Here is a 21,666-nt window from a genome sequence, read left to right on the forward strand (position 1 = left end):
ATTTTCATTACAATATTAATACCCAATGTCCGGTATTATGAAAAAGTCTTCTAGGCTAATACTGTGTATGATATTGTGAATATGATAGATTATAGGATACCTGTACCCTGATTTTAGTTTCCACACCAGCAGCCTAACCAACATAAGACTATGCTGACTCTAGAAGATAGCACTACCCACAATCAGTAAAACATATTCACTATTCCGATTAAAAATTGCATTGATCATAACGCTTGCAGCTTTATCGTCTCCCAGAGCACTTTTTTTTGATTCAATATCAGCTTGGTGTAGCCGGTCATTGTTGACCACCTTAACAATGTCACTGTATACAAAACTTGGATGAATCATAGTATGGCATACATTTGTGTCTTCAGTTCGACCTGTAGCATTGGTCCTAAAGGTCTGACAGCAGCTTAGAAGGCTCCATATGCACCGATCATTGGTCAGGGAGAGATTACATACATAGTTCCTAATAAGATCTTTAGATAAAGAAGACCATACCTCACTGTTAGCGCTAATCCTGTGACATATTCCTAAAGCTTCCGGGATCTGGTCCTCTTTATAAACCGACTTATTTGCCCCCTATATTTACCATTGATGATTTTGATAGTTATCTAATAAATCATCTTTTACAGCAAAATATTGCTAATTAATTATAGTTTCGCTAATTTGATATATTCAAAATAAAATATTCATGGAGAAGCCTTTCTGCCCCAAATGCGATGGAGAAATTGTTATTAAGAGTGGTGTAGTAGGTGGCAGGCAACGCTTTAAATGTAAAAAATGCCTTTACTATTTTACTGTCAATAAACATGGAAAGGAAATAGATAAATACTATGTTGTAAAGGCTTTACAACTCTATATTGAAGGAATCTCTTACCGGGAAATCGAAAGGATATTGGGCGTGAGCCATGTATCGGTAATGAATTGGGTAAAAAAATACAAAATCAAAGCTCCGGAAAACTACGACTATAGACCCACCTATAAAATCCTGAATCATCAAGAATTAACCCTGTATCTGGCTAATAGGGAAAATTTAACACAAGCAGGTATGTTGATCACCGAACTGGGTGACAAATATATGATTATCAAATGGGAACGATTTAAAAATCAATAATTAGGCAGCTATATTAAATTTCCAAAAAAGTACATCTAATTTTACTTTTGAGTTATAAGTTTTCACCTTGGGATATACTTGTTATTTAATTTATCAAATAACACATAAACCCAAAATGAAAAATATTCTACTGATTATTGTTTTAGCAGTAAAAGGAATCGTATGTGTTTTTCCTGTAATGGCACAGGATCCCTCAACCAGGGCCGGTGATCAAATAGACCATAGCTATCAACCACTCACTCTCAAACTAAATGAGGAAGGGTCGAAATACATCAGATTCATCTTATGGAACCAAATGTGGGCCAGGGTAACAGAGAATAACCCCGGGACTATGGATATCAATAACAATCCCAGCAACAGCACAGTAGATATAGGGATCCGCCGTGCAAGAATGCTTGCCTATGCAGAAATTTCTCCTCGCTTTATGATATTGACCCACTGGGGGATAAATAACCAGACCTTTACAAACGGTGGAGTACCAGGAGGTGGGGCTACCGGTAATGCAGGAAACTTACCTGTGACAGTCGATCCAGCGACAGGACTAGGAGGAGCCACTGGGGCATCTGCCAAAAAACCACAGCTGTTTTTCCATGATATATGGTCAGAATTTAAAATAGTCGATGAACTATATGTGGGTATGGGACTACATTACTGGAATGGGATATCCAGAATGACCAGCCATAGCACCCTAAATTTTATGGCAGTAGACGCTCCCATTTTTAACTGGCCCACTATAGATTTAACTGACCAGTTTGCCAGGCAGTTTGGATTTTATGCCAAAGGTCAACTAGGTAAAATAGATTACCGACTGGCCTTAAACAAGCCATATGCAGTGGGCAACGGAGGCAGATATGATGCCTCATCCCAAAAACCTATAGCTGCCAATATGGTCAATGATAATTGGGCTACCCAAGGTTATATCGCCTACCAATTTTTGGATAAAGAAAATAATAAACTTCCTTTCTTTACAGGTAGCTACCTAGGCGGTAAAAGCGTATTCAATATAGGAGCAGGATGGCACTACCACCCCGGTGCTACTACTTCTTCTAGCGGAGAGGGACACATCATCACACATGATATCACACTTTTGGGATTGGATGCATTCCTTGATTTGCCTTTGAACAAAGCTTCGGGAACGGCTTTGACCACCTATGCAGTATACTATAACTATGACTTTGGGCCAAATTATATGAGAAATGTAGGTATTATGAATGTAGGGTTCGGATCCGGCACTTCCCAAAACGGACCCGGTAATGCACAGCCCACCATAGGGACCGGCAATATTTTCTACACCCAGTCGGGGCTTCTTTTGCCGAAAAGTATGCTGGGTACCAGTGGCAGGTTACAGCCATTTGGAGCCCTGACCCATAAGCAATTTGAATACTTCAACGAAGGATCCTGGCAATATGATCTGGGAATAAACTATTATATCAACGGACACCATTCAAAAATAACATTACAATACAGCCAAAGGCCCATTTTCGAACAGTATGTGAGATCCGGATCCGCAGGTGAATTTATATTACAAACACATATATTCTTATAAACAAACACCCTAAATAACATAAATAATGGATACGCACAAAGCACGCATGAAAGACTATTGGAGAAGAAATATCAAAATAGTGCTTTCCTTAATGGCCATATGGTTCCTGGTTTCCTTTGGATTCGGAATTTTATTGGTAGAACAATTAAATGTCATCCGGATGGGAGGATTTAAACTTGGATTCTGGTTTGCCCAACAAGGCTCTATTTTCACCTTTGTCATTTTAATTTTTGTATATGTGTACAAAATGAACCAGCTGGACAAAGAATTTGACGTCAATGAAGAATAAACCCTCACTTCTATAATTTGAATAATATGGAAATATTAACCTGGACCTATATACTCGTAGGTTTATCTTTTGCATTATATATAGGCATAGCTATATACACCCGAGCCGGGTCCACCAAAGAATTTTACACAGCTGGAGGGGGGGTTTCTCCTTTGGCAAATGGTATGGCTACTGCCGCAGACTGGATGTCAGCAGCATCTTTTATCTCCATGGCAGGGATCATTGCATTTTCAGGATACGATGGTTCCGTTTACCTCATGGGTTGGACGGGAGGATATGTGCTGTTGGCGCTGCTACTGGCACCTTATCTCCGTAAATTTGGAAAATTCACTGTCCCCGACTTTGTGGGAGACAGGTATTATTCCAACAAAGCAAGGGTAGTGGCTGTATTCTGCGCACTCTTTATATCTTTCACTTATGTAGCCGGACAGATGAGAGGTGTAGGGATCGTATTTTCGAGGTACCTGGAAGTGGATATCAATACTGGTGTTTTGATAGGTATGGCCATAGTGTTTTTCTATGCCGTACTAGGAGGCATGAAAGGAATCACTTATACCCAGGTGGCGCAGTACTGCGTACTTATATTTGCTTTTATGGTCCCTGCCATATTTATCTCCATCCAGCTGACCGGCAATCCTATACCACAAATGGGGCTGGGAGGAACGGTAGAGGACGGCCAGTATCTATTAGATAAATTGGATGGTGTATTGGGTGATTTAGGCTTTGATGAATATACATCCGGAAGAAAGGATATGATCGATATCTTTGCGATCACTTTGGCATTGATGGTGGGTACGGCAGGGCTTCCACATGTTATCGTTAGGTTTTTTACAGTCCCCAGGGTGAAAGACGCCCGGCTTTCCGCAGGCTATGCCTTAGTTTTTATCTCTATACTATATACTACCGCTCCGGCAGTGGCTGCTTTTGGAATTTATAATGCCATAGATACTGTGGCAGGCCAGCCGGTGGACCAGCTCCCAGAATGGGTAGCCAACTGGCAAAAGACCAATCTCATCACCGTCGAAGATATAGATGGAGATGGATTTGTCCAATATACACCTTACCGAGATACCAATGAACTCAACATAGATAAGGATATCATGGTACTAGCTGCCCCTGAAATCGCCAGACTGCCAAATTGGGTGGTAGGATTGGTAGCAGCAGGCGGTATGGCGGCTGCTTTATCTACAGCGGCAGGGCTGTTACTTGTCATCTCTACATCCGTATCCAGGGATCTCTTCAGAACGTTCAGACCTACCATGACAGAAAAAACAGAATTGAGAATAGCCAGAGCCTCTGCAGCAGTGGCCGTGGGTATAGCCGGTTACTTTGGTGTAAATCCTCCTGGTTTTGTAGCAGAGGTAGTTGCCTTTGCATTTGGATTGGCAGCCGCTTCTTTCTTCCCGGTCATTATCATGGGTATCTTCTCCACAAGGATGAACAAAGAGGGAGCGATAGCTGGGATGCTTTCAGGTCTGATATTTACATTGAGTTATATTATCTATTTCAAATTCGGCCAAACCCTTTTCGGATTATCTCCGGAAGCAGTTTCACCCAGTAACTGGCTTTTGGGCATATCCCCAGAGGGAATTGGGGCAGTGGGTATGGTAATCAACTTTGTGGCCTGTTATATAGTGTCTAAATCCACCCCTGCCCCACCGCAGGAAGTACAGGATATCATACAGGAAATAAGAATCCCCAGAGGTGCTAAAAAACCCATAGAAGGTCATTAATAGCTTATAAGAATAGTAAAAGCGACTCCGACATGAATTTTTGTCGGAGTCTCACTTTTATTCGCCAACGAAAAGGATTATCTTCATTAAGAAACCACTGGACATGAAGCCCTCTTTAAAGAATCACTATTTATGGGTAACGTTTTTGATTGGGATGTTCTTCTTGAATTATCCTGTACTGTCTATCTATAATCTGCCCAAATTTTGGTTTGGTATCCCTATTTTGTATTTCATGATATTTACACTATGGATGCTTTTAATCAGTATAACCTATTTGATCATTAAAACTACCTCAAAAGAAAAGGATGATAAATAATGGTATCATCATAGCGTTTACTTTTGGTTATTTGGCACTGCTTTTTGCCATAGCTTGGTTTTCGGAAAAAGCATCAGTTAAAGGAAGGCATCTCTCTAATCACCCCTTCATTTATGCCCTGTCCTTGGCTGTTTATTGTACGGCATGGACCTACTATGGGTCAGTAGGAAGAGCGTCTACCAATGGTATGGAATTCTTGACCATATTCATCGGTCCCAGCCTTATAGCACCACTTTGGTGGATCATAATGCGCAAAATCATCAGGATATCCAAAATCCAACAGATATCCTCCATAGCAGATTTTATTTCCAGCAGATATGGAAAAAATATAACCCTAGGCGGCATCGTAACTGTATTTTCATTACTTGGTATTATTCCATATATCTCTCTGCAGATAAAAGCTGTAGCCACTTCATTTGAAACCTTACGCACATTGGATGCCACACCTTTAATCGAAGCTGTGCCATTCTTTCAAGATACTGCTTTTTACCTTTCATTGGGGCTGGCTTTATTTACTATTTTATTTGGTACGAGAAAAATTGAGGCAACTGCTCAACATGAAGGTATGGTCATGGCTATAGCGTTTGAATCGATATTTAAACTGTTCGCTTTTCTGGCGGTTGGGCTATTTGTTACTTATTATATATTTGATGGATTCTCAGACATTTTTACCCAGTCCACTGCTCAGGGATTAGATCATTTATTTTTATTGAACAGTGGAGGAGCTGGTACATCTGACTGGTTTTATATGAGTGTACTTTCTATGATGGCTATTCTGTTTTTGCCGAGGCAGTTCCAGATGGGTGTAATAGAAAACAATAATGAAAAGCATCTGGATACCGCCATGTGGCTTTTTCCTTTTTACCTTCTATTGATCAATATATTTGTGTTACCGATAGCTTTGGGTGGCCTTATACATTTTCCTACAGGAAGTGTGGATGCTGACATCTTTGTACTGGCTTTACCTATTTCTTTTAAGCAAGAATGGCTAGCATTATTGGTATTCCTGGGTGGATTTTCTGCAGCTACCAGTATGATCATTGTCTCGGCTGTTGCATTGAGCACCATGGTAAGCAATAATCTGGTGATGCCTTTATTGCTGATCAATGAAAATTTTCAAAAACGATATCAGCATAGATTAAGTAGTGTATTAATATGGACAAGGCGCATTGCTATATTGTGCATTATAATAACTGCCTACATTTATTACAGAGAAATATCCGCCAAGTTTTCCCTCGTGTCCATAGGACTTATTTCTTTTGTAGCCATAGCACAGTTTACACCGGCTATCATAGGTGGTATATATTGGAAAAAAGCGACAAGGGTGGGTGCCCTTATGGGAATCGCGGCAGGATTTATGATCTGGTTTTATACATTGGTCTTACCTACTATAGTCACCAGTGGGTATCTTCCTGAGGACATTATGACCGTGGGCCCTTTTGGAATAAGTATCCTTAAACCCTATGCGCTGCTCGGGTTTGAATCCATGGATTTTGTCAGCCATGGGCTGTTCTTTAGTCTATCCACTAATCTCCTATTATTTGCCACATTCTCATTACTCAGTGTGCAAAGCTCAAAGGAGCATAATCAAGCCGTAATATTTGTAGATATATTTAAATACAGTACCATATTGGACACTTCTATCGTGTGGAAAGGCCAAGCTTATCTACCCGATCTAAAATCGCTACTGCATAATTTTCTGGGGGAATCGAAAACAAAAAGTATGTTGGACGATTTTTTCAGAAAAAGAAATAAAAACATAGGTGCCTCAGAATATGCAGATGCTGAACTGGTGAATTTTGCTGAAAGGCTGCTTTCAGGGATCATAGGAGCAGCTTCTGCCAGAATCATGGTAGGCTCAGTTGTCAAAGAGGAAGAAATCAGTATGAACGAGGTATTGGGGATCTTAAAAGAAACACAGGAATTAAAACTGCTCAACGAAAAATTAAAGATCAAAACTTCTGAACTTAAAAAAGCTTCCGACAAACTAAAAAATTTAAATGAAAGGCTCCTGCTCAATGATGAGCTGAAAGATGAGTTTATATCGACAGTTACGCATGAGATGAAAACTCCCATTACCTCTATACGGGCATTTTCTGAAATATTACTGGATGAAGACCTGCCTGAGGAAGAAAGAAAAAAATTTTTGGACATTATCATTAAAGAAACTAAGAGAATGAACAGATTGATAGACCAAGTGTTGGATATTGAAAAGTTTGACTCGGGAAAGCAGAAACTAAATTTAATTGAGACTGACATCAGGATTATGATATTACAAGCTAGTGATAGCGTCCACCATCTTTTTAAAGAAAGGGGTATAGCTTATAATATTAACATAGATTTACCAGAAGCCACTATTGAGCTGGATGAAGATAGGATCAAACAGGTATTATTAAATCTCCTTTCAAATGCATTGAAATTTGCTAGAGGATATGTAGAACTGAATGCTTTCTGGCAAAATGGTACTATACACATACAGGTGATGGATGATGGACCGGGAATATCTGACGATGAAAGGGCTTTCATTTTTGACAAGTTTTTTCAAGCAAAAAACCAGACTCAAAAAAAACCGGTAGGCAGTGGACTAGGTCTGGCCATATCTAAGAAAATCATAGAATATCACGGGGGCACTATTAATGTAGAGAGAAAAGATAGCCGTACTGTTTTCTTCTTTACCCTGCCGGTCCATCCCAAAATAACATTGGCAGAAAAAGCAAATAGCTATGATGCATAAAATTTTAATAGTAGATGATGAACCAAATATCCTTTTAGCGCTGGAGTTTTTATTTAAAAAGGAAGGATACGAAGTATATATAGCCAGAGATGGCGAAGAAGCCATGGGTATCATAGATGAAAAGCATCCCAATCTGGTAATACTGGATATAATGATGCCAAAGGTGGATGGTTATGAAGTATGTAAACATATTAAATCCTTACATGGGGAAATTAAAATAATCTTCTTAACAGCAAAAACCAAACAAAGCGACATAGAAAAAGGCAAGGATTTAGGAGCTGATCTATACCTGACCAAACCTTTTTCCAACAAAGAGCTGATACATAAAATCAAAGTATTAATAACCTAAAATATTTTAACACAACCTAAAATATAACAGTCATGAGCAATAGAATCCATACCCTGAGCGGGTACTTTCATGAATACCAAAAATCAGTAACAGAACCGGAAAAATTTTGGGCGCGGATAGCAGATTCTTTTCACTGGAAAAAAAGGTGGGACAAAGTGCTGGAATGGGATTTTGAAAGTCCTGATATCAAGTGGTTTGTCAATGCCAAACTGAATATAACTGAAAATATACTTGAAAGACATCTATATACCATCGGAGACCGTCCTGCTATCATTTGGGAACCTAATGATCCTAGTGAAGAAGGAAGGACGATAACCTATAGGGAGCTTTACCACGAAGTTTGCCGCTTTTCAAATGCATTGAAGTCAAAGGGAATCGGTAAGGGGGATAAAGTAATAATTTATATGCCCATGATACCCGAAGCTGCTGTGGCCATGCTGGCCTGCGCACGGATAGGAGCCATACACTCAGTCGTTTTTGCTGGTTTCAGTTCTACCGCTCTGTCCGATAGGGTGAATGATTGCGGGGCAAAAGCTATATTGACCTCTGACGGGAATTTCAGGGGCAATAAAAAAATTCCTGTAAAGGAAGTGGTAGATACAGCCTTGGAAAACTGTACTGTAGAAACTGTTATAGTGGTCAAGAGAACTGGGCAGGAAATCGATATGTTAGATGGACGGGACTATTGGTGGCATGAAGTCATCGAAGGTCATGAAGACAATAATGTCGCTGAGGAGATGGACAGTGAAGATATGCTCTTCATCCTATATACTTCAGGGTCTACCGGTAAGCCCAAAGGAGTGGTTCATACCATTGGTGGTTATATGATCTATACCAAATATACGTTTGAAAATGTATTTCAGTATTCACAAGGTGATGTCTTCTGGTGTACTGCGGATATAGGATGGGTTACCGGCCATTCTTATATCGTATATGGTCCATTGCTTGCAGGCGGTACTACCGTGATGTATGAAGGGGTGCCTACCTATCCTGATGCGGGGAGGTTTTGGGCTGTAATAGATAAATATCGGGTAAATCAATTTTATACTGCACCTACTGCCATCAGGGCCTTGCAGGCTTTTGGCACGGAACCAATACAGCAATATAAGTTAGAATCTCTAAAAGTCCTGGGATCTGTGGGAGAGCCTATCAATGAAGAGGCCTGGCACTGGTACCATACCCATATCGGTAAAAGCAAATGCCCTATAGTGGATACATGGTGGCAAACGGAAACTGGTGGAATTATGATATCACCTCTCGCGGGTATTACTCCTACCAAACCTGCATATGCCACCCTTCCACTTCCCGGCATACAATTGTTTGTGATGGATGCAGATGGAAATAAATTAGTAGGTAATTCTGTAGAAGGAAACCTTTGCATAGGATTTCCCTGGCCGGGAATGATCAGGACTACCTATGGTGATCATGATCGCTGCAAACAAACGTACTTTTCTACCTACAAAGGAATGTATTTTACTGGAGACGGTGTAAAAAGAGACCATGACGGCTATTATAGAATCCTGGGCAGGGTGGATGACGTAATTAATGTCTCCGGACATAGATTTGGTACTGCAGAGGTAGAAAATGCCATCAATGAACATCCTCTCGTACTGGAATCAGCAGTAGTAGGCTATCCCCATGAAGTAAAAGGGCAAGGCATATATGCCTATGTCATCTGTGATATGACCAACAGAACCGAGGCCAATCTGACCAATGAAATAAAGGAATCAGTAACCAAAATCATAGGTCCTATAGCCAAGCCAGATAAAATACAGATCGTCTCAGGACTTCCAAAAACCCGCTCAGGTAAAATCATGCGCAGGATCCTGCGTAAAGTAGCTGAAGGAAATTTAGATAATATGGGTGATACCTCTACCCTTCTGGACCCTGAAGTAGTGGAGGAAATCATCAAAGGCAGAAAATAATCTATCAGCAAGAATATGTCCAATGTAATCGTAAACAGGGTAAAAGAATTCCTGCGCAGATTTCCTCCATTTACATTTCTGGATGAAAAATCTCTGGAGCATGTGTCCACTGAAGTGGAAGTAAGATACTATGGACAGGGTGACAAAGTTTTTGGGCAGGGTGAACCTGCCCAGAACTTTTTTTTTGTCATAAAAGAAGGATCCGTAAAACTGACTGAAAACCAAAACGGGGAGTCCAAGGTCAGAGAAATTTGTGATGAAGGAGATGTATTTGGAGTATTGGCACTTTTAGGAAAAAGGCCCTATATTTTGAATGCCCAAGCTTATGAGGATACATTAATCTATGCCATCCCTGTAGCCGTATTTGAAAAAATATTGGAAGAAAACAGCAGCGTGAGTTTATATTTTGCTGCTGGATTTGCATCAGGACAAGTAGTAATCAGATCTGAACTGTCCCAATCTAAGCAGGCCAGAAAACTATTAACCCCTCCTTCACAGGAAGATGGGCTAATGATATTCACAGGGCAATCAAATTTAAATTACAGTAAAGATGTACTGACCTCCCCTATGGGAGTACCCACACATGTAGCCGTAAAAAAAATGGCTGAAAAAGGAGTAGGCTCAATAGTAATAGTTTCAGAAAACCAATTCCCCTTGGGGATCATTACAGACAAAGATCTCAGGAATAATTTAATAGCTCAAAACAGGCCATATGATACACCTGTGGAGATGATCATGACCAGTCCGGTGTTGACGCATCGCAGGGAAGAAACTTTTGCCAATTTATATCTCACCATGATCAAAAACAGGCTTCATCATCTCATTTTTACAGAAGATGGCACTGATCAGAGTAAGGTAACAGGATTGGTTTCCGATCATGATATTCTCTTATCCCAGGGAAACAATCCAGCTGTAATCATTAATGCCATATTGAATACTTGGGATATAAACGAAATGGCTGTATTGAGAAGCAGATCTGATAAGTTATTGAAGCATTACCTGGAAAATGAAATTTCCATTGATTTTATAGCTAAGATAATGTCAGAAATTAACGACATCCTAATCGTCAGAGCCGTTACTATAGCGATCAAAAAATGGGAGAAAGTGTATCCAAAAGAAAGCAAAATTAAATTTAGCTTTCTATTATTGGGCAGTGAAGGAAGAGAAGAGCAGCTATTACGTACGGATCTGGACAATGCTATTGTTTTTGAGGATGTACCTGCCGATGAATTACCTAAAGTACAGGAGTATATGCTTCTCATAGGACAGGAAGTGATCGAAATTTTATTAACCTGTGGTTTTCATCCCTGTCCGGCAGATATGATGGCGAGTAACCCTAAATGGTGTCAGCCACTATCGCGCTGGAAAAAGTATTTCACCACTTGGATCACCAATCCTGAAGCAGAATCTTTATTGGCTGCCTCCATCTTTTTTGATTTCCGAAATATCTATGGATCTACCTATTTTGCCGAAGAGATGATACAACATATCTATGAAGAAATAGAGGGCAGGCAGATTTTTCTGAATTTTCTGGCTAAAAACGCCTATATGAACCCAGCACCATTGGGGTTTTTCAGGGAATTTGTAGTAGAAAAATCAGGTGAGCACCGGGACAAATTTGATATCAAAATGAGGGCAATGATGCCTTTAGTGGATATATCAAGATTATTAGTACTTAGTAAAAAAGTTATTGGAGTAAACAATACTTTTAAGCGATTTGAAAAATTGGCAGAGCTGGAGCCACAAAACAAAAGATTATTTGAAGAAGCCGGCGAAGCATATGAAATCATGATGCGAATGCGAGCCCTAGAAGGATTACGCTCTTCAAATTCAGGAAGGTTTCTAGATCCAAAATCTTTGGGCAAGATCCAGCGGCAGCTCTTAAGAAATGCTTTTGAGCCTATAAATGATCTACATAAGCTCATCCGAACCCGCTTTCAGCTAGACTATTTTGGGTAGATATATGGGATGGTTAGACTATTTTATTACAAGGGATAATGTTCCCAAAGCACCATTTGTGCTGAAGTATGAATCAATGAACCAACAAAATATTCCCGGGATCAGGGCAATAGGAAGGTTGCCTTTTACAATTTTGGATACGGAAACCACCGGTCTAAATCCCAAGGAGGACTATATTTTATCATTTGGCGCAGTAAAGCTCAATGGATATACCATAAAAGTACATACAGCCACAGAATTATATCTCAATGCCCCCGTTATTAAAAATGAAGCTATCAAGGTACATGGGATTATACCTAGAAATGAATATACCCAGCTTTTTATATTTGCTGAAAAATTACTTTCCTATATCGGAACAGATATTATAGTAGGCCACCATATAGGATTTGATATTGCTTTGATAGAAAAAGCAATGAAACCATTTGGTCTTAGAAAAATACTAAACCCTGTGATAGATACACTGGATCTGGCATTAAGGATAGAAAAAGGACCTTATTTTGATTATCAGCGAGAACCGGCATCATATAGTTTAGACCAGTTATGTACGCGGTATGGTATAGAAGTAGATGACCGACATACTGCAGCCGGAGATGCTTTCCTGACCGCTCAGCTACTGATGAAACTACTCAAGATAGCAGAGAAAAAGGGTATTAGAACATATAAAGAGCTGATGAGGTAATTAGATGAAAATGTAGGGAGTGCTGTAGTTTAGACATCTAGGTTAATGGTTTTACCCAATAGCCAAATCTTTAAGAATTTATTCGTTTACGAATCGCAATTATATTTATGTTAATGTACCAAATCATTGAAAAAATCTTTTAAAACTATTGCCAATAAGTCTGTTTGCTCCATTCCTGCAAAATGTACACCGGCGTGCATTATAGTCCAATAGGTGATATTGAAACTTTTTACGATATATGAACATGGTGGTGCAGGCAATTCATAGAATATCGCGAATCCAACAGGAGTTTTTATGTAATCGTTTTCGCTAAATTGTAAAGGATGTTTTGCTGTTTTTGTTATACATCCGGATTGATGAATGAATGGTTTGAGTAATACCAATAGAGTGCTACGTTTGCAAGTAATTCATCCTTTGTAAATACAGAATTGATTACTCCATTGTTATCGCTCTGCGAATTGAATTTTTCAATAATCCAGGCACATAATCCTATAGGCGAATCATTTAATCCAATGGGTTTGGTGCTTTGTATATATGCATATGCAGCTTCTTTAGAGCCCAGTCGAATGCGTATTTTTGTAAAGCTATAACTTCATATGTCAACTCTTCACCTTCTTTTAAAAATGGTTTATAAGAGCCGGATTTGTAATTTAGATGTAACCCAATTAGGTTTGTAGGATATTTTAAAGCTAACCAAGAACTTGGTCCGCCACCCATATCTCCACTTTGTGTTCCATATTTTTCATCCCCTAATTCCATCATTAATTTGTGCCATAAATGAGCCACAAATTCTGAATTGCAACCTTCAGCCTGACTTTATAAAAGAAAGAAAAGCCTCTGAATTCAGAGGCTTCTCATATTAAACTTAGTTCTTGGCAATCCTATCGATTAAGAAAAAGGATACTTCCCTTTTTCGATCATATAATCCGCGATAGCCCTTCTCAGCTCCTTGGTATTTTCTAGATCCATTTTGGTAAATCGCTTCAATCCCATGAGCATCACCTTCTGCTCATCACCTGAAGTAAATGAGCCTATGGCTTCCTTGGCCGCAGCGGTGATTTTGTCCACTGCCTGCGATAGATAGATCTTGGTCATGGCGATCTGCTGCTGGCAGTTTTCCTCCCCTTTCATGCTCACCAGCTTTTCAGTTCTTAGGATCACGGATTCAGAGGCATATATTTCTATCATCAGGTCAGCCAGGTTCATCATGATTTCCTGCTCACTTTCGATATTGTCCTGAAGGGCCATGGCCGCTTTGCCTCCTACCATCAAAAATACTTTTTTCAGCTTTTTCAGCACCTCTTTTTCAGTAGCCAGAAGTTCTGAAGTATCAACTGTTTCAAATGATGGCACAGCCGTCAGTTCTTTGCTCACAGACATGGCTGCATCGAACATATCGATTTCGCCTTTCATGGCTCTCTTCAGTACCATACCTACCATCAGCATACGGTTGATTTCATTGGTACCCTCATATATACGGGATATCCTCGCATCACGGTAGGCCCTTTCCATAGGCGCATCTGCCGAGTACCCCATACCGCCATAAACCTGCACACCCTGATCTACCACATAGTCCAGTACTTCTGAACCATGGACTTTAGCTATGGCACATTCAATGGCATATTGTTCCACACCTTTAAGTTTGGCTTCTGCATCATCCATACCTTCACTTTTGAGTGCGGCAATCCTGTCTTCTATGTCCTGCCCTACTCTATAGCATAATGATTCACATGCATAGGTGAGGGTAGCCATTTGGGCCAGCTTATTTTTTATAGCACCGAAATTATTGATTGATACACCAAACTGTTTTCTCTCTGTAGAATACCTAACAGCATTACTGATCACTGTCCTACATCCACCCAGTACTCCGGCACCCAGTTTAACTCTACCAATATTTAATATGTTTACCGCTATTTTAAAACCATTCTGCCTGTCCGACAGCATGTTCTCTACCGGTACGCGACAGTCGTTAAAGAATACCTGTCGGGTAGACGATCCTTTGATACCCATCTTCTTTTCTTCCTCATTCATGGAAATGCCACCAAAATCTTTCTCTACGATGAATGCAGAAAGATTTTTATCATCATCGACTTTGGCAAAAACAATGAATACATCTGCAAAGCCGGCATTGGATATCCACATTTTCTGACCGTTCAGCAAGTAGTGGCTCCCGTCCTCAGAAAGGGTGGCTTTTGTTTTACCGCTGTTGGCGTCAGATCCGGCATCCGGCTCCGTAAGGCAATAACAAGCCGCCCACTCTCCTGTTGCCAGTTTGGGTAAGTATTTCTGCTTTTGCTGTTCTGTGCCATAGTACAGAATAGGCAGTGTACCGATACCGGTATGCGCACCATAAGTGGTAGAGAAAGAACCTGCTGCACCGATGATATCAGCGATCAGCATAGATGTATTGAAACTCATGCCCATCCCGCCGTATTCTACCGGAACAGCTATGCCTAGGAGTCCCAGTTCTCCTGCTTTATTGAAGATAGTAGGTACCAGATTGGAATCCTTCATGCTGTCTATTTCAGCCGATCTTGGTTCTATTTCGGTATCAATGAAATCCTGACAGGCCTGTGCCATCATGCGCTGTTCCTCGGAAAATTCCTCAGGGATAAATATCGCCTGGGCTTCGGTTTCCTTCACTAGGAACTCTCCTCCGTTGATTGAATTTTTTATAGTTTCCATAATATTAAATTTCTGATTGATGATTTGAGATTTATGATTTCATTCACACTTCTCTGTCGTATTCCGTACTTTCCTGCTTTCCGGCAGTCAGGCAACTTCGACTTTTTTATTCTGTCATCCGATTTCTGTCTTTTTTATTTCAGAAGCTCAATGACCCCGGCTACTCCCTGTCCGCCACCCACACAGGCTGTTACCAAACCCATTTTCTTGTTCTGTCGTCTGAGTTCATTGATGATCTGTACAGTCAATTTACCTCCCGAGCAGCCCAGCGGATGACCCAAGGCCACCGCACCACCGTTCACATTCACAATTTCAGGATTGATGTCCAAAGATTTCATAACAGCCAGGCCCTGGGCTGCGAATGCCTCATTGAGTTCAATAAGATCTATATCATTTAGTGTTATCCCTGCTTGTTTCAGCGCTTTTGGTACTGCCTCTTTAGGACCGATACCCATTATGCGGGGATCCACGCCTGCCACACTATAGGAAACAAGTTTGGCTACCGGTTCTAGGTTCAGTTCCTTTACCATTCTTTCCGACATCACTACTACAAATGCAGCTCCGTCAGAAGTCTGTGACGAATTTCCAGCCGTTACCTGACCACCCTGCTTAAAAGCAGGCCTCAAATTGGAAAGGGCCTCCATAGTAGTCCCTTCTCTAGGTCCTTCATCTGTATCAACTACGTATTTTCTTGTCTTTCTCTTTCCGGAAGGGTCTAAGTAGGTTTCTTCAACTTCTACAGGCACTATTTCTTCTTTGAATTTACCTTCCTTGATGGCATTTAATGCCCTTTCATGAGATCTTACTGCCCACTGATCAGACTGCTCCCGGGTGATTTCATAATCACTGGCCAGTTCTTCTGCAGTCAAACCCATACTGAGGTAATATTCCGGTGTTTTGGAAGCTATTTTCCAGTTGAGTACAGTTTTGTATCCCAGCATAGGCACCAGAGACATGGATTCAGTACCTCCTGCTATGATGCAGTCGGCCATGCCTGACTTTATTTTGGCGGTGGCCAACGCAATGGCTTCCAGACCTGATCCGCAGTAGCGGTTGATGATGAATCCGGGAACTTCTTTGCCTAGGGCTAAAAGTGCTATCATCCTACCCATCTGCATACCCTGCTCCGCCTCCGGTACGGCATTGCCCACAATCAAATCATCTACTCTACCAGGTTCAAGCCCCGGTACCTGTGACAATAAGTGGGTAATCACATCAGCTGCAAGGTCATCCGGTCTATAAAACCTGAACCCACCCTTTTTGGCCTTACCGACCGCTGATCTAAATCCATTAACTATATATGCTTCCATGATATTTAATTTATATTTTGAAATGAATTATTGTTAGTATCAAGTATCAAGATGTTTGCTCTATGGATACTTTTAGGCCAAATAGCATTCTTTGGATCTACGATAAATTACCATTCAATTCCTTCATTTGATCCGTATCTAAAAAGCCGACATGTTTGGCTTAAATCCTTGAAGTTATGCATCTCTGCCTTTTCTACTTTTTCTTCTTGATTCTTTTATCTTGATACTTGTGTCTAGATACTAGTTTCTAAGCGGTTTCCCTTTAAACAAAATACTATGTATCCGCTCCAGGGTTTTCTTTTCTCCAGTAAGGCTTAGGAATGCTTCTCTTTCAAGGTCCAACAGGTACTGCTCACTTACCAGAGTAGGCTGTGATAGGTCTCCGCCACTCATTACCCAAGCCAGTTTCCTAGCGATCTTGGCATCATGCTCAGAGATGTACTGGCCGTATCTCATACCTGTAATACCGGCTTCGAACATAGCAAGGGATGATTTACCCAAGACACGGATGTCTGTTTTCTGAATTGGCTGTGTGTAGCCGGCATTGTGTAGATCGATTACCTTTTGCTTGGCATCTGCGAGCACCCGCTTACGGTTTAAGGTGATGCCGTCTTTCGTTTGAAGATATCCAAGACCCCGGGCTTCCTCTGCTGAAGTGGAAACTTTGGCCATGGCGATATTCATAAAGCTTTCCTGGAGGAGGTTCATCTCTACATCTCCGTCATTCAGTCGGTCAGAAAATCTCAGCACCATTTCTTTGGTGCCGCCACCGGCCGGGATGAGTCCTACACCTACTTCCACCAGACCCATATAAAGTTCCGAATGGGCCTGTACGGCATCGGCATGAAGGGACATTTCACATCCTCCTCCCAGTGCCATATTATGTGGAGCCACTACCACCGGAACAGACGAGAATCTGACCCTCATCATGGTATTTTGAAATTGTGCAATCATTAGATTGATTTCATCATACTCCTGGTCTCCGGCAAACATAAACAGCATCGCCAGATTAGCTCCCGCTGAGAAGTTTCCACCTTCATTTCCTATCACCAGTCCTTTGTACTGCTTCTCAGCCATGCTGATGGCAGTGTTGATACCCTCGATTACTTCAGCACCAAGGGAATTCATTTTGGTGTGGAACTCCAAACCAATAACTTCATCGCCCAGATCATAGATAGTAGCACCTGCATTGCCCCAAAGCTTTTTATCCGCAGCTCTGAGTGTTTCTAACATGATGAATTCTTCTATGCCCGGGATTTCTTTATAGGATTTGGATCGAATGTCGTAGTACTTACGCTTACCTCCTTCCACTTTATAAAAAGACTCATGGCCGGCATCCAACATTTCTTCCACCCACGCTGCAGGATGTTCACCAGCCGCTTTCATTTTTTCTACAGTATCTCTTACACCCAGAATATCCCAATTTTCAAACGGTCCGTATTCCCATCCAAAACCAGCAGTTACAGCCTGATCTATCCGGTAGAGTTCATCGGAAATTTCAGGTATTCTGTTAGAACAGTATTTGAAAAGATCATAAAACGTAGCACGGTAAAACTCACCTGCTCTATCATCAAAGTTTACTAGAAACTTGATACGCTTCTTAAGGTTATCTATCTCCTTGGAAGCTTCCAATGCCTTAAATTTAGGTTTCTCTACAGCTTTGTATTCAAATGTTTCAAAATCTATTTCCTTAAGTTCTTTTGAACCATCCTTGTGGCGGATCATATTAAAATATCCTTGTCCTGTTTTATCCCCTAGCCATTTTTTTTCATAAAGCACTTCCACTATTTTGGGAAGTTTAAACTTATCACGGGATTCATCTTGTTCCAGCGTTTTATACAGATTGTTAGCTACATTGACTGTAGTGTCAAGTCCTACCACATCCATGGTCCGGAAAGTAGCCGATTTGGCCCTTCCTATCACCGTACCTGTCAGCTTATCCACTTCTGATACGCCAAGGCCCATTTTTTCTACGGTATGCATACCCGAGATAATGGCATAAACTCCTATCCTATTGGCTATAAAAGCCGGTGTATCTTTACATAGGACAGTTTCTTTACCAAGATACCTGTCACCATAGTCCATTAAGAAATCAATGATTTCGGGTTTGGTATCCGGTCCTGGTATGATTTCTAATAGCCTCAGATACCTTGGAGGATTAAAAAAGTGTGTACCGGCAAAGTGTGTCCTGAAATCCTCACTTCTACCTTCGCACATCATGTGCATCGGTATGCCTGAGGTATTGGAAGTGATGAGTGATCCTTTTTTTCTATGCAGTTCCACTTTTTCAAAAAGTGACTGTTTTATATCCAGCCTTTCTACTACCACTTCCATGATCCAATCATAATCCTTGATCTTTGACAGGTCATCATCAAAATTACCGGTGATAATTCTGGATGCCATAGATGGATCATACACTGGAGATGGTTTGGACTTTACCGCTGACTGTAAGGCATCATTTACAAGTCGGTTTCTAACTGCCTTGTCCTCCAATGTAAGTCCCATTTTACTTTCCGCTTCATTTACTTCTCTGGGAACGATGTCCAACAAAAGTACCTGTACGCCAATATTGGCAAAATGGAGCGCTATCCTTGATCCCATGACTCCGGAACCTAATATTGCTACTTTTCTAATTGTTCTTTTCATCTGTTTATTTTTTTTTGCTGTCAGCTGGAATCTCGCATAGTTATAATCATTCCGCAGGGTGACTATTTATGCCGATTTCAAATTATTGTTTTTTGGGTTAATAGTTTAGTTTATTTTTCTCTATCTTATTGTTCAATAAATCTTACCGGGTCAGACTGAATTTCATCTATGACTTTATTAATCTTTCCAAAAATGGCGAATAGCTTTTTTAAGTCTTCTTTTCCTACCGCAGACATAACTTTTTCGTTAAAATCCTTTATAGTGATTACACTTATTTCTTTCTTTTGTTTTCCCTTTTCGGTCAGGTAGATCCTTACCGATCGTTTGTCATGAAGATCCGGTTTTTTAATGATCAAACCTTTTTCTTCCATAGTTTTGAGCATTCTGGTTAGACTCCGTGCTTCCAATCCCATTAGGGGAGCTATCTTGGTGGCAGGTGTGCCATCAGTAGAATGTATGTTGATCAATACAAATCCAATAGAGGTAGTAAAATCTTCCTGAATAGCTTTTTGATTGTACATGCGATTGATGGCATGCCATGCAGATTTAATATGATAATCTACCGTTTCTTCTCTTTTCATCAGCGCTTCTTAAATCTTTCCTTACCAATTTACAAAAAAATAAGTATGCATGCATACTATATTATAAAAATTATTAATGGGTTAAAAAAATTTAAGAGGTGTAAATTATTAAATGATGAAATTATAATTCGTATTTTAAAGTATAAATTTTCTATATAAAATTATACATTGAAAAAACTTGTTTCTCCAAATTAAGTTTCCTATTTCAAGTTATTGTTAAATTAACATAAATCAAGGGCTGAGTACATTGATTTTTACCTTCACATAAAAAGTACTGAGGTTAAAATTGGGACTATCTTTGAAAGTTGGTGTAATAGCACTGGACAGGAGCATCAGATTTGTCCCTACCTCTAATCCAAAAAAATTGGTGAGCACTTTTGATTCGTTAAAAAATTGATTTTGAGAGAAAGTTAAATTAAAATTAAAACCATAATTATTTTGCCTTAAGTTCAGTTCATAAAAGTTTGGTATTCCTAATGCCTCTTCAAATGTAGTTTCTATATGACTGGGTTGTATCTGGTATCTTCCATTACCATATACGATACCTATACCAGGTTCAAGTCTAAACTGATGCTGTACATCCAATATGTTATAGCCGACTCCAGCTTTCAGATGCGAAAAAAACAAAGATGTATTGAAGTCTGGCATGTCATTGAATTCTGTGGCCCGTCCTAAGTTAATATCAAGATTAAGAATGGTCCATCTTTCTCTTACCAGACTAAAACCGAATCCTGTAGTCATAAAATCAGAAGGTAAAGCAGTATGTCCCAAAGTAGCTATTTTATCAGAAAATGCTTTGTTTGCCATATGGTCATAGCCCACTGTAAGAAAAAGATTAACCGAAGTACCCCGTTCTTCTTTGACCATTTCCATTTCTTCAAACAGATGTGGGGAGACTACATCCTGCGCAAACACGGATGCATACATTCCAATAAACAGTACAACACCTAAGAACTTTCGCATCTAATAATGATTAAGTTTAAAACGCGGCTGGTCTGTCAGTTCGAATTTCTCTTTTAAATTTGCCTAACCCAATGTTTATTTTAACATAAAACGCACTTGGATCAAATTCAGGGGCATTATGAATTGCAAAGTCGTCTCTTAGATCAGGCTTAAAATTTCTTCTGAGCCTTGTTCTGCTATTGATCACATTTAAGAAATAACCTACCTGTATACCCATTCTACTGTATATACCCACTTGAGTCGTTGGTTTAATGAATGCAGCTATAACCTTATCAGCATTTAAGCTGAGGTTTAATCCATAATTGCGCTGATAAAGAAAACTGGTGTTCATAGCTCCCATGAGGTTTTCGTCAAAATCTAAATTGAGATCATTTGAAATAAGATCCAATGATGTAGAACCTGCATATACAGCTATCCTGGGATAAAATCTCCATTGGGATAGTGGCCTATATTTAAAGATGATGTATTGCACACCAGCAGTAATATGTAAGGGCATATATCTATAATTCAATTCATCATTTGAGGATCTTTTACTGTTCAAATTATATTCAGATTCAGCGAAAAATCCCCAACGATAGGAATTAAAATGATTTATGCCTATGCCTATAGTTCCCATATTAGAACCAAAACTTTGGTATCCTGCTTCAGTTAATTTCTGATTAAGCGCAGTGTAAGGTTGATTTTTGTATCCCCCTGATAAATAAAAATCCGTAAAATGTAAGTATTCCTGAGCCTGTATATCTAAAAATATGCTGCAGAATAAAATAATTAGTACGTATATTTTTTTCATCTTTTGTTGTTTCTATAGCCCTTTAAATAAACACCCAGTATTTT

16 protein-coding genes are annotated in these 21,666 nt (G+C 40.0%); 9 read left to right on the top strand and 7 right to left on the bottom strand.

Going from position 1 to position 21,666, the window contains the following annotated elements; all coding sequences use genetic code 11:
- Positions 1-694: 694 nt before the first annotated feature.
- From EL17_RS12410 to EL17_RS12455, 9 genes are all read left to right on the top strand, one after another.
- The gene (locus EL17_RS12410; protein WP_035074404.1) at positions 695-1,117 is read left to right on the top strand and encodes an IS1/IS1595 family N-terminal zinc-binding domain-containing protein; all 423 of its coding nucleotides are present in this window, start codon (positions 695-697) and stop codon (positions 1,115-1,117) included.
- 115 nt (positions 1,118-1,232) lie between these two features.
- Positions 1,233-2,663 (top strand): hypothetical protein, encoded by a 1,431-nt coding sequence (locus tag EL17_RS12415; protein WP_035074406.1) that lies wholly within the window; start codon positions 1,233-1,235, stop codon positions 2,661-2,663.
- A gap of 25 nt (positions 2,664-2,688) precedes the next feature.
- A complete protein-coding gene (locus EL17_RS12420) occupies positions 2,689-2,952 on the top strand; it encodes a DUF4212 domain-containing protein (protein ID WP_035074408.1) in 264 nt (87 codons plus the stop codon).
- A gap of 26 nt (positions 2,953-2,978) precedes the next feature.
- Positions 2,979-4,685 carry a sodium:solute symporter family protein gene (locus EL17_RS12425; RefSeq protein WP_035074410.1) on the top strand — a complete coding sequence of 569 codons (1,707 nt, stop codon included), beginning with the start codon at positions 2,979-2,981 and terminating at the stop codon, positions 4,683-4,685.
- Between the two features lie 305 nt (positions 4,686-4,990).
- Positions 4,991-7,735 (top strand): sensor histidine kinase, encoded by a 2,745-nt coding sequence (locus EL17_RS12435; RefSeq protein WP_035074414.1) that lies wholly within the window; start codon positions 4,991-4,993, stop codon positions 7,733-7,735.
- Positions 7,728-8,084, top strand: coding sequence for a response regulator transcription factor (locus EL17_RS12440; protein ID WP_035074665.1), 357 nt, complete (start codon positions 7,728-7,730; stop codon positions 8,082-8,084). Before EL17_RS12435 ends, EL17_RS12440 begins: the two co-directional genes overlap by 8 nt.
- Positions 8,085-8,116: 32 nt before the next feature.
- Entirely contained in the window at positions 8,117-10,009 is a 1,893-nt protein-coding gene (gene acs / locus EL17_RS12445; protein ID WP_035074416.1) for an acetate--CoA ligase, read from the top strand.
- A gap of 15 nt (positions 10,010-10,024) precedes the next feature.
- A complete protein-coding gene (locus EL17_RS12450) occupies positions 10,025-11,968 on the top strand; it encodes a DUF294 nucleotidyltransferase-like domain-containing protein (protein WP_035074418.1) in 1,944 nt (647 codons plus the stop codon).
- A 4-nt stretch (positions 11,969-11,972) separates the two neighbouring features.
- On the top strand, positions 11,973-12,647 hold the full coding sequence (locus EL17_RS12455) for a 3'-5' exonuclease (RefSeq protein WP_035074419.1): 675 nt from the start codon (positions 11,973-11,975) through the stop codon (positions 12,645-12,647).
- 504 nt (positions 12,648-13,151) lie between these two features.
- Here EL17_RS12455 and EL17_RS22665 read toward each other — a convergent pair.
- From EL17_RS22665 to EL17_RS12490, 7 genes are all read right to left on the bottom strand, one after another.
- Positions 13,152-13,409 (bottom strand): hypothetical protein, encoded by a 258-nt coding sequence (locus EL17_RS22665; RefSeq protein ID WP_051719982.1) that lies wholly within the window; start codon positions 13,407-13,409, stop codon positions 13,152-13,154.
- A gap of 126 nt (positions 13,410-13,535) precedes the next feature.
- Positions 13,536-15,332 carry an acyl-CoA dehydrogenase family protein gene (locus EL17_RS12465; protein ID WP_035074421.1) on the bottom strand — a complete coding sequence of 599 codons (1,797 nt, stop codon included), beginning with the start codon at positions 15,330-15,332 and terminating at the stop codon, positions 13,536-13,538.
- A gap of 134 nt (positions 15,333-15,466) precedes the next feature.
- Positions 15,467-16,642, bottom strand: coding sequence for a thiolase family protein (locus EL17_RS12470; RefSeq protein WP_035074423.1), 1,176 nt, complete (start codon positions 16,640-16,642; stop codon positions 15,467-15,469).
- A gap of 240 nt (positions 16,643-16,882) precedes the next feature.
- Positions 16,883-19,288: a 3-hydroxyacyl-CoA dehydrogenase/enoyl-CoA hydratase family protein gene (locus EL17_RS12475; RefSeq protein WP_035074424.1), complete on the bottom strand. Its 2,406-nt coding sequence runs from the start codon at positions 19,286-19,288 to the stop codon at positions 16,883-16,885.
- A gap of 125 nt (positions 19,289-19,413) precedes the next feature.
- Entirely contained in the window at positions 19,414-19,869 is a 456-nt protein-coding gene (locus tag EL17_RS12480) for a MarR family winged helix-turn-helix transcriptional regulator (RefSeq protein ID WP_035074426.1), read from the bottom strand.
- 231 nt (positions 19,870-20,100) lie between these two features.
- Positions 20,101-20,832 carry a hypothetical protein gene (locus EL17_RS12485; protein WP_035074428.1) on the bottom strand — a complete coding sequence of 244 codons (732 nt, stop codon included), beginning with the start codon at positions 20,830-20,832 and terminating at the stop codon, positions 20,101-20,103.
- 16 nt (positions 20,833-20,848) lie between these two features.
- A complete protein-coding gene (locus tag EL17_RS12490; protein WP_051719983.1) occupies positions 20,849-21,622 on the bottom strand; it encodes a hypothetical protein in 774 nt (257 codons plus the stop codon).
- Positions 21,623-21,666: the final 44 nt, after the last annotated feature.

The sequence above is a fragment of the Anditalea andensis genome (genome assembly GCF_000714815.1).
Lineage (GTDB): Bacteria > Bacteroidota > Bacteroidia > Cytophagales > Cyclobacteriaceae > Anditalea > Anditalea andensis.

Bases quoted from the DNA above. Each gene is read 5' to 3' on its own strand.
- EL17_RS12410 (WP_035074404.1), top strand. From the start codon at position 695: ATGGAGAAGCCTTTCTGCCCCAAATGCGATGGAGAAATTGTTATTAAG.
- EL17_RS12415 (WP_035074406.1), top strand. From the start codon at position 1,233: ATGAAAAATATTCTACTGATTATTGTTTTAGCAGTAAAAGGAATCGTA.
- EL17_RS12420 (WP_035074408.1), top strand. From the start codon at position 2,689: ATGGATACGCACAAAGCACGCATGAAAGACTATTGGAGAAGAAATATC.
- EL17_RS12425 (WP_035074410.1), top strand. From the start codon at position 2,979: ATGGAAATATTAACCTGGACCTATATACTCGTAGGTTTATCTTTTGCA.
- EL17_RS12435 (WP_035074414.1), top strand. From the start codon at position 4,991: ATGATAAATAATGGTATCATCATAGCGTTTACTTTTGGTTATTTGGCA.
- EL17_RS12440 (WP_035074665.1), top strand. From the start codon at position 7,728: ATGCATAAAATTTTAATAGTAGATGATGAACCAAATATCCTTTTAGCG.
- acs (WP_035074416.1), top strand. From the start codon at position 8,117: ATGAGCAATAGAATCCATACCCTGAGCGGGTACTTTCATGAATACCAA.
- EL17_RS12450 (WP_035074418.1), top strand. From the start codon at position 10,025: ATGTCCAATGTAATCGTAAACAGGGTAAAAGAATTCCTGCGCAGATTT.
- EL17_RS12455 (WP_035074419.1), top strand. From the start codon at position 11,973: ATGGGATGGTTAGACTATTTTATTACAAGGGATAATGTTCCCAAAGCA.
- EL17_RS22665 (WP_051719982.1), bottom strand. From the start codon at position 13,409: ATGATGGAATTAGGGGATGAAAAATATGGAACACAAAGTGGAGATATG.
- EL17_RS12465 (WP_035074421.1), bottom strand. From the start codon at position 15,332: ATGGAAACTATAAAAAATTCAATCAACGGAGGAGAGTTCCTAGTGAAG.
- EL17_RS12470 (WP_035074423.1), bottom strand. From the start codon at position 16,642: ATGGAAGCATATATAGTTAATGGATTTAGATCAGCGGTCGGTAAGGCC.
- EL17_RS12475 (WP_035074424.1), bottom strand. From the start codon at position 19,288: ATGAAAAGAACAATTAGAAAAGTAGCAATATTAGGTTCCGGAGTCATG.
- EL17_RS12480 (WP_035074426.1), bottom strand. From the start codon at position 19,869: ATGAAAAGAGAAGAAACGGTAGATTATCATATTAAATCTGCATGGCAT.
- EL17_RS12485 (WP_035074428.1), bottom strand. From the start codon at position 20,832: ATGCGAAAGTTCTTAGGTGTTGTACTGTTTATTGGAATGTATGCATCC.
- EL17_RS12490 (WP_051719983.1), bottom strand. From the start codon at position 21,622: ATGAAAAAAATATACGTACTAATTATTTTATTCTGCAGCATATTTTTA.